Consider the following 15,408-nt stretch of genomic DNA (forward strand, 5'->3'; position numbering starts at 1 on the left):
CATGAAGACGAAGCGCTTCATCGACAAGCGCTGGCGAGACCAGGCGTGACAGCAATCCAATGCTGAGATAGTCCGCCATGCGGATGGGACCACCCAACGTCGACGCCTTGCCTGCCATGCCGATTACCGGAAGCGATCAATATTCAATAGTATATCGCTAAGTGAACGGCATTGGGGCCTGTCGATGTTTCGTACGAGTCCGCGCCCAGTGCGTCCTGAAATTGACGATGGGCGGCCAGACGAGGCGTCGTGCGCGCCGTGCAGCCATTCTGCGCCAGCGTGCTAGGGCCTGTTGATGTTTCGTGCGAGTCCGCGCCAAGTGCGCCCTGAAATTGACGATGGGCGGCAAGACGAGGCATAGCACGCATAGCGTGTCATTCTGCGCCAGCGTGCTAGAACGCTGGATTGCCGTCGTGTTTTTGATTTTGGGGCACTTGTCCCTTCGGGTTGGGCCGCCCATGAAAAATCGACGATGGGCGCCCTACGGCGTTGCCAGTCGCCGATCGTGGCACGCCCCGATCGGCGACTCGCGCCTTGCCGGACACACGGCGGTCTCTCGACGAAAAGGCGCTCGAACGAAACCTCAACAGGCGCTAGCCAATCGCCGTCCGTGCGCTGTCGTGCGTCGAAACCGCGCTGTTGGCCTCGGCAGCCGGCACGTAACGATAGTATTCGATGCCCACATCGCGGAAATCACTGCGATCGGTGTTGCCGATCGAGTCGACCACGAATTCATCGCTGGCCGGGGCCGGCTCGACATCGGCCGGATGGCCGTCGTGTAGTGCGGCATACTGGTCGGCATCGAGATTGAGCGGCTGGCCGAGCGCGCTCTTGAAGTTGATGCGCGCCGCGGCCTTCTCCCAGCCCTCGGCCACTCGCATGGGCAATGCCTCGGCCGCATCGCCACTGCCGTAGCCGAGCGCCAGCCATTGCTGGCCACCGAGGCTCAGCGTGTTCTCGTAGGCCTCGGAGAAACCGGCAGCCAGCCACGCCGGGAGCGCGGCGGTATACAGATTGCCGAGATCGCGCATCGTGTCGCTGCCCAGCGACAGCTTGCCGGCGACCAGATTGGCCCAGAGCTCGGTCTTGCGCAGGTAGCGCATCAGATCGCCCGCCAGCGGGAAGGCATCGTCGCCCGAGGCGCCGGCGGCGACCCGCTCGCGCATGTTGGGCGAGACACCGGCGATCTCGGCGACCAGCGCGTCGAAATCGACACCGGCCGCGGCCGCATATTCCGCCAGCTCGGCATGGTTATCGGCATCACCGTCGGCCAGGGCGAACAGATAGGCCATCGCCCAGCCGGCCGAGGGCATCCGGTGATACGGCCGATGCATGAACACCGCATCCACCGCGTGGAAGTAGTCGGCACGGCGACCGCCGCCCTGGCGCGCCAGCATGGCGTTCATCGCCGCGCGCGTGGCATCGACGTAGCAACTCGTCGAATAGCGACCGTTGAAGACCGGCAGATCCTGCATCTGACCGTCGGCCCGCTGGGCCTGGCCACGGAAACGAGCGAACGGCTTGCGGAAGTCGACCATGCGGTAATCGGACGCGCTGCCGGAGCGGGACAGATCGATATGCAGCAGCTTGGGCTCGGCCTCGAGCAGGATCGCCACCGCCCCCGCGCCCTGGGTCGGCTCGCCGGTGGAGCCGCGCTCGTACTCGGCGATGTCCGAACACACCACGATCGCCTTGCGGGCCTCGCCGTCCGTGGCCAGATAGCGCAGCGCCCCCTTCATGGCATACACACCGCCGAGGCAGGCGTGCTTGAATTCCGGCACCTCGCACTCGCGCGACATGGCCGGCTTGCCGTGGGTGGCCAGCGCATCGTCGAGCATGCCCTTGACGATCACCGCACCCGCCGAGTTGTCCGACGAGGATTCGGTACCGAGCGCCAGATAGCCGATCTCGCGCGGATCGATGTCGTAGGACTGAATCAGACGCCAGACCGCGTTGGCCGCCAGCGTATAGACACTCTGCTCCGGCCCTCGCATGCGAAAACTGTGGCCGACCACCTTGCGGATCTTGTCCCAGGGCTGATCGTTCCATTGACACCAGTCTTCGAGCTTGACGCGATATGGCGGCAGATAGAGCGCCAATCCACTGATTCCCGGCATGGCAAGCCTCGTCTTTTGACGTCGCGCGACGCGCGGCGATGGGTTTTCAGGGCCGCTATGCTAGCAAAAGCTGTGCCCTGCACGCTCGTAGTGCAGCGAAGACAATGCCACGACAGCGGGCGCGCCCCATTCGGCACGGGCGGTTTGATGCAGTATCCTTGCGCGCGACCAATCGCGGCCATCGGCGAATCCCGCATGAAACAAGCCAGCGCACGCGCGCACAGTAACATCGCGCTGATCAAGTACTGGGGCAAGCGCGATGCGCGCCTCAACCTGCCGGCCGTCGGCTCGATCTCGATCACGCTGGCCGATCTGTACACGGATACGACCGTGTCCTTCGACGATACCCTCGCCGCCGACCAGGCTCGGATCGGCGGCGCCGAGGTGGATCCCGGGCGCCTGTCCGGCTTTCTCGACATTGTTCGAGAAACCGCGGGCACCAATGTCCCGGCCCGCATCGTCTCCGAAAACAACTTTCCCACCGGCGCCGGCCTGGCATCGTCGGCTTCCGGCTTCGCCGCACTGGCGCTGGCCGCCACCCGCGCCGCCGGGCTCGAGATGTCCCCGCGCGCGCTGTCGATTCTCGCCCGTCGCGGCTCCGGCTCGGCGGCGCGCTCGTTGTTCGGCGGGCTCGTGGAAATGCATCGAGGCCAGGATGAGGACGGTCTGGATGCCTTCGCCGAACCGATTCTCGCCCAGAACGCCTGGCCGCTCGAGGTCGTGGTCGCGATCACCGATAACGCGAGCAAGAAGGTCAACTCGACGATCGGCATGAGCGATCTCGATGCCCGATCGGACTTCTACGACGGTTGGCTCGCCCACGCCGAGGACGATCTGTCTTCGATGCGCGAGGCCATCAAGGCCCGGGATTTCGCCACCGTCGGCGCCCTGTCCGAGATGAGCTGTCTCAAACTGCACGGGCTGATGCTCTCCACGCGCCCCGGCCTGATCTACTGGAATGCCGCCACGGTCTCGGCGATGCACGCGGTACGCGAGATGCGCGCCAGTGGCCTGGACGTCTATTTCACGATCGATGCCGGCCCGCAGGTCAAGGCGCTCTGTGCGCCGGGCCAGGGCCAGGCGGTGGCCGCCGAACTGGCCCAGGTCCCCGGTGTTCTGGAAACGCGCCTAACCGCTCTCGGCCCCGACGCCGCCGTGCTGTGACCATGACAGCCACCATGATTCACACCAGCGCGCCGGGCAAGCTCTTCCTGATGGGCGAATACGCCGTGCTCGAAGGGGCACCGGCGCTTTTGACCGCGGTGGATCGTCGTGCCCGGGTGCAACTGAGGCCCATCGACGGGCCAGACTGGCGAATCTCGGCGCCGAATCTCGGCGTGCACGATCAGCCTCTCGGGCCCGACGGGCGGCTGCCGGCCGACGCCGATGCCGATCTGTCTCGTCATCTCGCGGTATTCGATGCCGTGCGCACCACTGTTTCGGCCCACGTCACACAACCGCTGCCGGCACTGGCCGTTCATATCGACACCACGGATTTCGCGCGTGACGGCCACAAGCTCGGACTCGGCTCCAGTGCTGCAGTGGCCGTGGCCCTCACGCAGGCGCTCGCTGCCGCGGCCGGCCAATCGCCCGACCGGGCCACGCTCACACGTCTGGCCGTCGCTGCGCATCGTCGGGCCCAGAACGGCACGGGCAGCGGCGGCGATGTGGCCGTATCCGTCTACGGCGGCTTCATCGGCTATGTGCGCGACCAGGCGCCCACACCGCTGGACTGGCCCGAAACGCTGACCGGGCGAGCGGTGGTCACAGGCCAGGGCGCGAGCACGCCGGAGCTGGTCGCCCGGGTCTATGCCTACCGGGCACGCGATCCGGACAGGTTCCACACCGACATGACCCGTCTGGCCGCGTTGGCCGAACGCGTCGGCTCACACGTCGGTGAAGCGGCGCGGTTTCTCGATACCGCCCGCGATTACTTCGATGCCCTGATCGCGCTCGATACGCACGCCGAGGCCGGCATCGTCAGCGCGCGTCACCACGAACTGGCGGCACTGGCAGCCCGATACCACACGGTGTTCAAGAGCTCGGGCGCCGGCGGCGGCGATGTCGGCCTGCTGTTCGCCCACGCCGAGGATCTGACGAATGCGCTTATCGTCGCATTCGAGACCGCCGGGGCCGCCGTTCTCGATCTGGTTTTCGGTGCGCCCGGCGTATGTTTCGACACGCCCTCGCCGGTCGACGACTGACGGGCGGAATCGAGCCCCGTGTTAGATCTGCGTTAAACTATTGCATTAGGCAACGACACCGGACGCCGTGTCGATCGTTTCCGCCGAGGATCCGCCTGCATGAGTCATTCCCGAATTCCCCAGTTCTACAAGTTTTCCGTGGCCGATCGGCTGCGCGCCCTGCTCGAGCGCGAAGTCATTAGCGAAACGGAATACGATGCGCTGATCGACGGCACGCATCTGCTGGACGCCGACACCGCCGACCGGCTGATCGAAAACGTGATCGGCGCCTTCGGGCTGCCGATGGGCCTGGGGCTGAATTTCTCGGTCAACGGACAGGACTATCTGATCCCGATGGTCGTCGAGGAACCCTCGATCATCGCCGCGGTCTCCTCGGCCGCCAAGCTCGTGCGTCGAGCCGGCGGCTTTTCCTCGCACGCCGAACGACCGATGCTCATCGGCCAGATTCAGGTCGTCAACGTGCCGCATGCCGCCCATGCCAAGCAGGCGGTTCTACAGGCCAAGGAAGAGATCCTCAATCTGGCCAACAGCCTGCATCCGAACATGGTCGCGCGCGGCGGCGGGGCCCGGGACGTCGAAGTCATCACCCATGGCCCGACCGCCGATCACGGCGAAATGCTGGTCGTGCATCTGGTGGTGGACACACGCGATGCAATGGGCGCCAACCTCGTCAACACGATGTGCGAAGGCGCCGCGCCGCTGATCGAGAAGATCACCGGCGGTGAAGTGTTTCTGCGCATCCTGTCGAATCTGACCGACCGGGCCCTGGTGCGGGCGCGCTGTGCGATTCCGCCGGAGCTTCTCGCCTCCGGCGATCGCGCCGGCACCGAGGTCCGTGACTCGATCATCCTGGCCAACGAATTCGCGGAGATGGACCCGTACCGGGCGACCACGCATAACAAGGGGATCATGAACGGCATCGATGCCGTGGCGATCGCCACCGGCAACGACTGGCGTGCCATCGAGGCCGCTGCCCACGCCTACGCGGCACGGACCGGACGCTATCGATCCCTGACGCGCTGGTATGCCGACGAGGCCGGACACCTGGTCGGCGAGCTCGAGATTCCCCTCAAGGTGGGCACGGTCGGCGGTCAGGTCGAATCGAACCAGGCGGTCAAGATCGCGCATCGGGTGCTCGGGATCGAGTCGGCGGCCGAACTGGCCCAGGTGATGTGCGCGGTCGGGCTGGCGCAGAACTTCGCCGCTATCAAGGCCCTGTCCACCGACGGCATTCAGCGCGGCCACATGACCCTGCACGCCCGCAGCGTGGCCATGGCGGCCGGTGCGACCGAAGCGAATTTCGACGAAGTCGTCGATCGACTGGTGGCCGGCGGTGACATCAAGGTCTGGAAGGCGCGCGAGATCATCGCCACGCTCGACGACCCTGCCCCCGACAACGCCGGTGCGGCCAGCCCGGGCACATCCACCGAAACCGTGGGTCACGGTGATGCCACGGGCGACTTCGGCTACGGCAAGATCATCGTGCTCGGGGAGCATTCCGTGGTTTACGGCCGACACGCCATCGCGGCCCCGATCCCGCTCAACGTACGCGCCGAGGTACGCCCCCAGGCCCAGGATATCGACCTGCTGATTCCACGCTGGGGCGTGGAGATGCGGTTCTCCGAGCCGGAAGGCTCGATCAGCTCGCTGCACGAATCCATCTCCCTGATCGCCGAGCGTCTGGGTGTGGCCGATCGCGGCATGCGCATCGATGTGTTCCCACGGGTACCACGGGCCAACGGCCTGGGCGCCTCGGCGGCGCTGGCCGTCTCGGTCATCCGCGCCATGGCCCGAGCCTTCGAGATTTCGATGACAGACCGCGAGATCTCCAATCTGGCCTACGACGTCGAGAAGATCGCCCACGGCACGCCAAGCGGTATCGACAACACACTGGCAACCTTCGGCCGACCGATCCTGTTCCGCAAGGACGACCCGCAGGCCCGAGCAGAGATCCGCGATCTGGCAACCCCGCGGCCGATCCCGGTGGTCATCGGCTTGTCCGGCGTCGCGACGCTGACGGCCCAGACCGTAGGCAACGTGCGCGCGGCCTGGCAGAAGAATCCGGCCCGCTACGAAGCCATCTTCGACCAGATCGACGGTCTCGCGCTGGCCGGCGTCGACGCCCTGGCGCGCGGCGATATCGCTGAACTGGGCGACCTGATGAACATCGATCACGGTCTGCTCAATGCCCTGCAGGTCTCCTCCTGGGAGATCGAAGAACTCGTCGAGATCGCGCGCACCAACGGCGCGCTGGGCGCCAAGCTGACCGGCGGCGGCGGCGGCGGCGCGATGATCGCGGTCGCCGAAACCGATCGCGTGGAAGGCGTCGCGGCGGCCATGCGCGCAGCCGGCTACAATAGTTTCATTACCGAAATCCGCTCGTGAGTCACGCCATGAACGCTGCCAACGCCCGGATCGTATCCTTCGATGACGAACCTCTCATCCTGGTCGACTCCGACGACAACGTCACCGGCCATATGCCCAAGGCCGAGGCCCACGTCGGCGAAGGCGTGCTTCATCGCGCGTTTTCGATCTTCCTGTTCAACGACGCTGGCGATGTGCTCATGCAACAACGCGCCGACGAAAAGATGCTCTGGGGCGGTTTCTGGTCCAACAGTGTCTGCAGCCACCCGCGCCGCGGCGAGGCGGTGGCCGACGCCGCACGCCGGCGGCTGTCCGAGGAAATCGACGTCGACGCCGACGTGCACTTCCTCTACAAGTTCGAATACCACGCCCAGTTCGGGGAGATCGGCGCCGAGCACGAGATGTGCTCGGTGTTCTTTGCGCGCTCGAATGCGCCGGTCGCCGGCAACCCGACCGAGATTGCCGATTTCGCGTTCATGCCCCCCGACGCCCTGGACGCCGCGTTGATCGACGAACCCGCCCGTTACACACCGTGGCTGAAGATGGAATGGCCGCGCATCCGCGCCGACCACTGGGACCGCATCGCAGCGACCATCGCCGCCTGATCCGCGACGGCCGCATCATCACCGGGCGATCCCACGTCCGAAGCAGCCCAGGGCGTGTCGCCGCGAGATCGGCACGGGCAACCCGAAGGGCCAGCGGCCAGGCGACGACAATCCGGCGTTATCGAGCGCTCATGATGCCTTGTCTTGCAAAAAATGAGCGCCGGCGCGGCGCACGCGGGACGTGTTATTAGGGAACCTCTGATCTATTCATCCACGGTCGCGTTTGAGTCCCAAAAGGCCACGATACAAGGCGCATGGCGCCGCGTCATAGCCACTCTATGATCCAGCCATGCAACGCCGTAGCGCGGCCTTTTGGGCCAAACCGCTTGGCGGCCGGGCTTTTGCGCGCGCCTGAGCGGCGTTGCCGCTCGCTCATTTGCATTCAGCAAACGGCGCTCGCGGCGTCTTGTCAGACGCGCGCAAAAGACACCGGCGCGACCGTAGATGAATAGATCAGAGGTTCCTTAATCCGGCACCCAAACAGCTGACGACGTCAGCTGTTTTCAACGCCATCGAAAGAAACGCCGGCCCTTGTCCGTCTTTTTATTTTCAATGGCTTCACGGCCGTTGGCCGTGGCGCGCGTGCTGTCGCACACGCGCATTATCAACCTGAAAAATCATCTATTCTTATGCCGGGTTCATAACAGGCCTGACCATTCTGCAAAGAAAGACAGCGCCCGGGGGCGCTGTCTTTCTTTGTGTCGAGTCTAGCGGCGGACGAACAATCAGCTCCCGGCGTTTTGGCTCAGCGCCGAATCGCTGTTTGGGGCATCGCCCTCGTCATCGCCGGCGGCCTGCTTGGTCGAGGTGTCCGTGTTCGGGCTCGCCGACGGCTTGGTACTGGTCTCGTTGTTCTTGGCGACCGGCACGTTCGGAATATCCGGATATTTGGCCAGCTGCTTCTCGTACTGCTTGATGAAGCCGTCCGGCCCATTGTCGCGGATCGAGCTGGTGTACTGACCGCGCTTGAGCGCCAGATCAGACACGCCCTTGGCGACGACATTGACGATCTTCCACTGCCCGCCATCGTTATCGAGCACGTAGTTGATCGGGATTTCCTTGCCGTTGGAAACGATCACGGTGTTGACCTGGGAACGGCCACCCGGCGCATCGCCGGTACTCTTGATCTTGAACGACTGATCGCTGTAGCTATCGAAGCGCGTTGCATAGGTCGCGATCGTATCCTTGCGGAACATCGCCTGATACTGCTTCTGCTGGGCCGCGCTGAGCTTGGACCACGAACTGCCCAGCGCCAGCTTGGCGATACGATTCAGATCGAAGGACTCGTCGATCACGGGGGCCAGTTTCTTGTATCGGCCCTCGAATCCGAGATCCTGGCCCTGCTTCATGGTCGCGATGAGCGTGTTGTCGAGCGTATCGACCACGTTCCTGGCCGGCGCGGCCGCTGCTGCGGTCCAGACGCCGACGCTGGCGCAGATCACCACAGCCGCGCTCAGGCCTCTCAACAGTCGAGTCACTGACTTCATACCAAACTTCCTTGTTTCACAGGCGCCGCACGGCGGGTCGATGAATATGCGGCCACTGTCTTGATCAACAACCCGAATTAGACGCTTTCGAGAATGTCTGTCTGCTGAATAACCCGACCGATCGGACGTCGGCGGCCCACCGCCAAGTTATTGATCCATCAGGGAACACGACGATAATCCCGACCACGCCAAGCGGTGCGCAGGCCACGCCGGTAGCGCAGTGCCGACGACCAGGTCATCAGCAGATAACACGTGCCGATCAACGGCATCGCCAACGCCCATGCACCGGTCCGACGATAGTAGAGCAGCGTCGGCAGATAACTGACCGCCATCAGTACCCATGCGATGGCACCCAGACTGTCGGCCAGCCCCGTTCCAGCCACCAGCGCCAGCGGTGGCACCCAGAACATCAGCCCCATCGCCAACGTGCAGCCGCCCAGCAGCCACGGGGAATAGCGCAGCTGGCTGTAGGCCGAGCGCGCGACCATGGCATGAATGCCCGCGACGTCGTCATAGCCGCGCAGACTGGTCGCGGCATGGGTGACACCGACCCAGGTCCGTCCGCCGTGATCGCGTACGCGCCGCGCCAGCGTGCAGTCGTCGATTACTGCATCGGCCAGCGATCCGAACCCACCGATCGCGTCCAACATGCGGGTTTCGAGCAGGACACAGCCGCCGGCCGACGCTGCGACGAACCGCGAACCGGCATTGGACAGGGCAAACGGATACAGCAGCTTGAAGAAATAGATGAAAGCCGGGATCAGCAGTTTCTCGGCCAGACTCTGCATGCGCAGACGCGCCATCAGCGAAACAAGCTGCCGATCCTCGGCGATGGCCTTGTCGCGCAGGCCGGCGATGGTACCGGGCGCGATATGGATATCCGCATCGAGCAGTACGACGCGCGACGTGACCACGTGCCGACGTGCCTGCTCCAGCGCCCAGAGCTTGCCTGTCCAGCCTTCCGGCAAGGCATCGCCGCTCAGGATCATGAGATTCGATAGACCACTGGCCCGGGCGGCGGCGGCAGTACCGTCCGTGGAGTTGTCATCCACCAAGATCACGGAGAGGCCGTGGCCCTGACGCGCGAGTGCGGCCAGCGTATCGCCGATCGAGTCCGCCTCGTCACGCGCCGGGATCAGAACCGTGGTATCCGACAGATCGCAATCGGCAGCGCGTTGCGGATGCGCTTCGAAGCGCTCACGCAACAGCCAGGGCAGCCAGGGCTGGACAAGCACGCCCAGCCAGATCAGCACGGCGGCCCAGGACAGGATCTCGAGTGAAGATTCGAGCATATCTTTCGGCGCAACAATCAAAAAGACCGCCGAGATTTTCGACGGTCACATGGCATCAGCCGGTGGCGATTCGAGTCGGCCGGCACGATCGACGACGATTTGCCGCCGCCTCACCGCGCCCGGCCGTAATCGCAAGCCGGCCGGCGGCACGCCCCTGAGGCGGCCGCCGACAGCGGTTCAGCTGACTTTTTCGCGCTCGCCGCTCTTCTCGCTGTCGCGACGCCCGATCGACGAAATCGGAATACGCGTGGCCGTCGCTTCGCTGCGATCCCCGTAGAGAATCGGCTGTTCCTCGGCGAAATCGCCGGTCAGACGCGGGCCCTGCATCATCACGCGGAACGCCTTGAGCGGGTGCCGGAAGGTATCGTCGACCGCCGTGCCTTCGTAGCCGCAGTGCGCCATGCAGTTGTCGCACTTCGGATTGCGGCCCACGCCGTACTTGTCCCATTCGGTGTTTTCCATCAGGCCCTTGAAGGTCTTTTCGTAACCTTCGTCGACCAGGAGATAGCAGGGCTTCTGCCAACCGAAGATGTTGTAGGTGACGTTGGACCAGGGCGTGCACTCGTAGGACTCGTTACCGGCCAGGAAGTCCAGATACAGCGACGAGTGGTTGAGTTTCCAGTCCGACCCGCGCTCGCGACCGTGACGGAAGATCTCACGGAACAGGTTCTTGGCCTTGGAACGGCCCAGGAAGACGTCCTGGCGCGGTGCGTGCTCGTAGGAGTAGCCCGGCGAGACGGTGATGCCCTCGACACCCAGATCGGTGACGTAATCGAAGAAGTCGGCGACCTCTTCCGGCACTTCGCCGTCGAACAACGTGCAGTTAATGGTCACCCGGAAGCCACGATCACGCGCCATCTCGATGGCCTGGACCGCTTTCTCGAACACGCCTTCCTGACAGACGGATTCGTCGTGACGCTCCTTCAGGCCGTCCAGATGGACCGACCAGGTGAAGTAAGGCGACGGATCGTAATCGTCCATCTTCTTCTTCATGAGAAGCGCGTTCGTGCACAGATACACGAACTTCTTGCGCGCCACGATGCCCTTGATGATCTCGGGCATGTCCTTGTGAATCAGCGGCTCACCGCCGGGGATCGAGACCATGGGCGCGCCGCACTCGTCGACCGCGTTCAGGGCATCCTCGACGCTCATGCGCTGTTTGAGAATATCCTTGGGATGGTCGATCTTGCCGCAACCGGCACAGGCCAGATTGCACTGGAACAGCGGTTCCAGCATCAGCACCAGCGGATAGCGTTCCACGCGCGCCAGTTTCTGCTTCATGATGTAGCTGGCGACGCGATACTGTTGAATCAGCGGTACGGACATTTGAACCTCTTCTTGGCGCCCGACGTCATGCGGGGTGTGTCGGGCGGCAGCATAATGACCGGCCGGCCCGTTTCTCCGACTGCATTATACATTCAATGTGATACATCGACCATTGTTGCACATCAGCGCGCAATGATCTCGTCGATCGTTTCGATCAGTCGGGTCATGTCGCTCGGCTCGAGCGCCCCCATCGTCGAGATGCGAAAGATCTCGTCGGCCAGCGTGCCCTGACCGGCGTAGATCACGTAGCCGGCTGTCTTGAGCCCATCGTGCAGCCTATCGTAGGACACGCCCGGCGGCAGCCGATAGGCACGCAGGACCGCCGACGAGACCCCCGGCGGCAGCAACCGTTCGATCCCCCGCTCGACCAGTCCGGCCTCGACCTGATCGGCGAGCTGACGATACCGGTCACGACGCGCCGACCAGCCACCGGCCTCGGCATGCTCCTGCAGGGCTTCGGCCAGCGCGTAAAAAGCCGGTATGCCCGGCGTGAACGGGGTGCCGCGCGCATCCTGCTTGGCACAGTAACCCGCCAGATCCAGATACAGCGCCCGTGGCACAGCCCTAGCCAGCGCGCGACGACGCACGATCACGAACGCGGCACCGGGCGCGCCGTGCAGACACTTGTTGGCGGTCGCGGCCACGGCTGTCACCGCCGGGGCGAACTCGATCGCCTCGGCACCGAAACTGGACACGGCATCGACGAGCAACGCCACCCCGTGGCGCTCGCAGCAATGCGCGATGTCGGCCAGGTCGTTCAACCGCCCGGTGGTGGTCTCGTGATGTACGACGGCGACATGCGTGGGCACGACGGCATCGATTCGCGCGGACAGCGCCGCCATGTCGATCGCCTCGCCCCAGTCCAGACGCAGCGTATCGTGATCGATGTCGTGGACTTCGGCCATGCGTGTCATGCGCTCGCCGTAGACGCCGTTCTCGATCACCAGCACGCGCGCGCCCTCGCCCGGCAGCGAGGCCATCATCGACTCGACCGCGGCGGTCCCCGAACCGCTGATCACCACCGCCGCCCAGTCGTCGGGCGCCAGATCATGCACGGCGAGCAGCCGCGCGCGGATATCGTCCTGCAGGTCGAAGAATTCGGCCTCGCGATGACACAGATCCGGCCCGGCGAGCGCGTTGCGTACACGCGGGGTCAGCGTCACCGGACCGGGATTGAGCAACAGTTCACCGCTCATGATCCCCCCGCACCGATATGTGCCATCAGACGCGTCCGCACGTCGATCGGCGAGACGTTCGGCCGCGGCAGATTGGCCTTGTCCACGCCCGGCTCGATATGCAGGTGGGCGAAGGCCGGGCCCTGCGTGCTGCCGGTCAGCAGCTGATCGATCAGGCTCCGTTCGTGGCCTTCATGGACCGTGCGATAACCGCAGGCGGCGGCGATCGCCCCGAACGACAGACCGGCGGATACGGTGGCCTGGCCCCCGGTTGATTCGTGCATGCCATTGTCCAGCAACAGATGCGCCAGATTGGTCGGCCCGTAGGCGGCCAGCGTGGCCATTCCGCCGAGGCGCATCAGGGCGGCCCCGTCGCCGTCGACGACGATGACCTTGAGGTCGGGTCGGGCAGAGGCCAGTCCCAGGCCCAGCAGCGGCGCACACCCCATCGAGCCGACCATGTAAAGATGGTTGGGCCGATCGGCCACGGCGAACAGTTCACGTCCGGCGTACCCGGTCGAGGCGATGATCACACTGTTGTCCGGATCGGTCGAGGCCACCAGATCACGCAGCGCGTCGCGGCGCGAAATGCCCGGCGCATCGACCGGACGGCGCGGTGCCGGCCGATAGGTGATGGCGCCGCGGCTCTGGCTCGGCGAGGCGCTCTCGCGCAGCTCGGCCGGGGCGACCGTGTTTTTCTTCATCAGCAGGCAGTATGGCCGCCCGGTCTCGTTCATGTGGGCTTCGGCCCGAGCGAGCGCAGCATCGATCGCCTCGGCCTCGTCGGGGAAGAATTCCCACGGCACGTCCATCGTTTCGAGCATGTCCGTGGTGATCCGGCCCATCAACGCATGCTGCGGCTCGTCCGAGACGTCCGGCGCGCCGCGCCAGGTCACGATCAGCAGGATCGGCAGCTCGAACACCCAGTTCAACGAGGTCAGCGGCGAGACCGCGTTACCGAGACCGGAGTTCTGCATCATGGCCACGGCCCGGCCGCCGGCCAACGCCCGACCGGCGGCCAGGGCCACCGCATCGCCCTCGTTGGCGGCCGAGACATAAGTCAGCCGCTCGGCATCGATCACGGTGTTGATGAACGGGGTGAGAAACGAACACGGCACCCCGGCGTAATAGTCGTAGCCGTAGGCGGCGGCCCGATCGATGAAATCGTCGGCTTCGATCATCGCGTCTCTCCGTAAGCAAAGGCAGAGGCCGCCCGCAGATCGTCCAGATCGTTGATGTCGAGCCAGTGCCCGGTGATGTAAATGACGTGGACAGTACGACCGGCGGCGATCAGCGTATTGAGCAGATCGGGGACGCCCGCGGTCTCGAAACGCCCTTCGGCACGCAGTGTGTCCAGCGCTTCGCGAATCCAGACCCGGCCCTCGCCGCGCGTGCGCATGATGCCGATCCAGCGCCCGTCGGGGGCACGCTCCGGGGCATCCGCCCCGCCCACGTGGGCCAGCGTGACATCTTGCGCGAACATCGAGCGATCATCCGGTGCGCTGCACCAGGCCGGATCGCGCGGCGGGGCCTCGCTGCGCCGGCCGTGCGAATCGACGACCACGGTGATTTCATGATCGATGTCGAGCAGGTCAGCCAGCACGTGGCGACGGAACAGCAGGTCGCCATAGATGATCAGGTTGTCATCGCCGAAATGCTCGCGCGCACAGTTCAGCGAGGCCAGCTCGCCGGTCGTCTCATAGTCGGGGTTCTCGACGACTTTCACCCCGGCCACATCGATCGTTTCCGGGTGATAGCCGCCCACGGCGGTGATGTCGTGCAGCCCGTTCTGCTTGAAGACGTCGACCAGATGCCGCAATAGCGGTTTGCCGGCGACTTCGAGCATGGCCTTGGGACGTGCCTTTGTCACCGGTTCCAGCCCTTCGCCGCGTGCTGCGGCCAGCACGATCGCGCGCGTGGCCGCGCCCGCATCACCGGCGTAGCGGCGTTCGGCCTCGCGCAGCTCCGGGTCGCCCTGCAGACGGAACACTTCCGATACCGGGGCGATACGATCCTCGACGCCGGCCAGTGTCTGGGTCTCGTGAATTTCAGCGACCGTCTTCTGCATGGCGGTCACCGCCGCGCGCACGGTGTGATTGGCCCAGATCACCAGACTGATACCCGCCGCCCGGAATACATCGGTCGGCGTGGAATAGTACTTGGTGGGCACGATCACCAGCGGGCAGGCCCCGTCCCAGCCGGCCGCGAAACGCTTGATGTTGTCGAACGTCCGGGCCTTGTCGTGAATGAGGATGGCATCGGCCCCGGCGGCCTCGTAGGCCCGCGCGCGCTCCAGCGCCTCTTCGACGGACCAGCCGGCGATCAGGGCCTCGACGCGAGCCACGATGCAGAAATCCGGATCCCGCTGGGCATCCTTGCCGGCCCGGATCTTGCCGCAGAATTCATCGATGTCGGCCAGCGGCTGACGTTCGCCGTCGATGAAGCTGTTGGTCTTGGGAAACAGCTTGTCCTCGATGCACACACCGGCCACACCACGTGACTCGAGCTTGGTGACCAGCCGGCGCAGATTGTTGAAGTTGCCGTAGCCGGTATCGCCGTCCAGCAGGATCGGCACCTCGGAGGCATCGGCCATGAATTCGACCGCTTCGAGCACCTGCGTCCAGCTCGCCTCGTTGGAATCGCGCACGCCGAACGCCGCCGACAGCGCCAGGCCCGAAGCCCAGATTCCGGCAAAACCGGCCTCTTCGACGATGCGCGCGGACAGGCCGTTGTGCGCTTCCATGATGAACTCGAGCCGGTCGGATTCGAGCAGATCGCGCAGGGCGCGCGCCTTGGTTCGTTGCTTGGCCATAAGAATAGAGCGTCGGGGAGCGGGGG

11 protein-coding genes are annotated in these 15,408 nt (G+C 64.9%); 4 read left to right on the forward strand and 7 right to left on the reverse strand.

Annotated features, from left to right (window positions below; translation table 11 throughout):
• Nucleotides 1-593: 593 nt before the first annotated feature.
• The gene (locus D3260_RS05075) at nucleotides 594-2,117 is read right to left on the reverse strand and encodes a hydroxymethylglutaryl-CoA synthase family protein (protein WP_120097502.1); all 1,524 of its coding nucleotides are present in this window, start codon (nucleotides 2,115-2,117) and stop codon (nucleotides 594-596) included.
• A 195-nt stretch (nucleotides 2,118-2,312) separates the two neighbouring features.
• Between D3260_RS05075 and mvaD the strand changes: the two genes are divergently transcribed.
• From mvaD to idi, 4 genes are all read left to right on the forward strand, one after another.
• The gene (gene mvaD, locus D3260_RS05080; protein WP_120097503.1) at nucleotides 2,313-3,281 is read left to right on the forward strand and encodes a diphosphomevalonate decarboxylase; all 969 of its coding nucleotides are present in this window, start codon (nucleotides 2,313-2,315) and stop codon (nucleotides 3,279-3,281) included.
• Nucleotides 3,282-3,283: 2 nt separating this feature from the next.
• Nucleotides 3,284-4,321, forward strand: a complete 1,038-nt coding sequence (locus D3260_RS05085) for a mevalonate kinase (RefSeq protein ID WP_147418107.1) — start codon at nucleotides 3,284-3,286, stop codon at nucleotides 4,319-4,321.
• A 99-nt stretch (nucleotides 4,322-4,420) separates the two neighbouring features.
• Entirely contained in the window at nucleotides 4,421-6,706 is a 2,286-nt protein-coding gene (locus tag D3260_RS05090) for a hydroxymethylglutaryl-CoA reductase, degradative (protein ID WP_120097505.1), read from the forward strand.
• Nucleotides 6,707-6,714: 8 nt separating this feature from the next.
• On the forward strand, nucleotides 6,715-7,290 hold the full coding sequence (idi, locus tag D3260_RS05095) for an isopentenyl-diphosphate Delta-isomerase (protein WP_120097506.1): 576 nt from the start codon (nucleotides 6,715-6,717) through the stop codon (nucleotides 7,288-7,290).
• Between the two features lie 725 nt (nucleotides 7,291-8,015).
• Here the strand turns inward: idi and D3260_RS05100 are convergent.
• The 6 genes from D3260_RS05100 to aepX form a co-directional block, all read right to left on the reverse strand.
• Complete coding sequence (locus D3260_RS05100; RefSeq protein WP_120097507.1) at nucleotides 8,016-8,777, reverse strand: ABC transporter substrate-binding protein; 762 nt, start codon at nucleotides 8,775-8,777, stop codon at nucleotides 8,016-8,018.
• A 158-nt stretch (nucleotides 8,778-8,935) separates the two neighbouring features.
• Nucleotides 8,936-10,069, reverse strand: a complete 1,134-nt coding sequence (locus tag D3260_RS05105) for a glycosyltransferase (protein ID WP_120097508.1) — start codon at nucleotides 10,067-10,069, stop codon at nucleotides 8,936-8,938.
• A 177-nt stretch (nucleotides 10,070-10,246) separates the two neighbouring features.
• A complete protein-coding gene (gene hpnH / locus D3260_RS05110; RefSeq protein ID WP_120097509.1) occupies nucleotides 10,247-11,395 on the reverse strand; it encodes an adenosyl-hopene transferase HpnH in 1,149 nt (382 codons plus the stop codon).
• 122 nt (nucleotides 11,396-11,517) lie between these two features.
• Complete coding sequence (locus D3260_RS05115; RefSeq protein WP_120097510.1) at nucleotides 11,518-12,591, reverse strand: aminotransferase class V-fold PLP-dependent enzyme; 1,074 nt, start codon at nucleotides 12,589-12,591, stop codon at nucleotides 11,518-11,520.
• Nucleotides 12,588-13,751 carry a phosphonopyruvate decarboxylase gene (gene aepY / locus D3260_RS05120; protein ID WP_120097511.1) on the reverse strand — a complete coding sequence of 388 codons (1,164 nt, stop codon included), beginning with the start codon at nucleotides 13,749-13,751 and terminating at the stop codon, nucleotides 12,588-12,590. Before aepY ends, D3260_RS05115 begins: the two co-directional genes overlap by 4 nt.
• Nucleotides 13,748-15,382, reverse strand: coding sequence for a phosphoenolpyruvate mutase (gene aepX, locus D3260_RS05125; protein WP_120097512.1), 1,635 nt, complete (start codon nucleotides 15,380-15,382; stop codon nucleotides 13,748-13,750). The genes aepY and aepX overlap by 4 nt, the downstream gene beginning before the upstream one ends.
• Nucleotides 15,383-15,408: the final 26 nt, after the last annotated feature.

Origin of the sequence: Salinisphaera sp. Q1T1-3 (assembly GCF_003602005.1) — a bacterium.
Taxonomy (GTDB): Bacteria; Pseudomonadota; Gammaproteobacteria; order Nevskiales; family Salinisphaeraceae; genus Salinisphaera.

Coding starts and splice junctions, on each gene's coding strand:
- D3260_RS05090 (WP_120097505.1), top strand. CDS start 4,421: ATGAGTCATTCCCGAATTCCCCAGTTCTACAAGTTTTCCGTGGCCGAT.
- mvaD (WP_120097503.1), top strand. CDS start 2,313: ATGAAACAAGCCAGCGCACGCGCGCACAGTAACATCGCGCTGATCAAG.
- D3260_RS05075 (WP_120097502.1), bottom strand. CDS start 2,117: ATGCCGGGAATCAGTGGATTGGCGCTCTATCTGCCGCCATATCGCGTC.
- aepY (WP_120097511.1), bottom strand. CDS start 13,751: ATGATCGAAGCCGACGATTTCATCGATCGGGCCGCCGCCTACGGCTAC.
- idi (WP_120097506.1), top strand. CDS start 6,715: ATGAACGCTGCCAACGCCCGGATCGTATCCTTCGATGACGAACCTCTC.
- aepX (WP_120097512.1), bottom strand. CDS start 15,382: ATGGCCAAGCAACGAACCAAGGCGCGCGCCCTGCGCGATCTGCTCGAA.
- D3260_RS05115 (WP_120097510.1), bottom strand. CDS start 12,591: ATGAGCGGTGAACTGTTGCTCAATCCCGGTCCGGTGACGCTGACCCCG.
- hpnH (WP_120097509.1), bottom strand. CDS start 11,395: ATGTCCGTACCGCTGATTCAACAGTATCGCGTCGCCAGCTACATCATG.
- D3260_RS05085 (WP_147418107.1), top strand. CDS start 3,284: ATGACAGCCACCATGATTCACACCAGCGCGCCGGGCAAGCTCTTCCTG.
- D3260_RS05105 (WP_120097508.1), bottom strand. CDS start 10,069: ATGCTCGAATCTTCACTCGAGATCCTGTCCTGGGCCGCCGTGCTGATC.
- D3260_RS05100 (WP_120097507.1), bottom strand. CDS start 8,777: ATGAAGTCAGTGACTCGACTGTTGAGAGGCCTGAGCGCGGCTGTGGTG.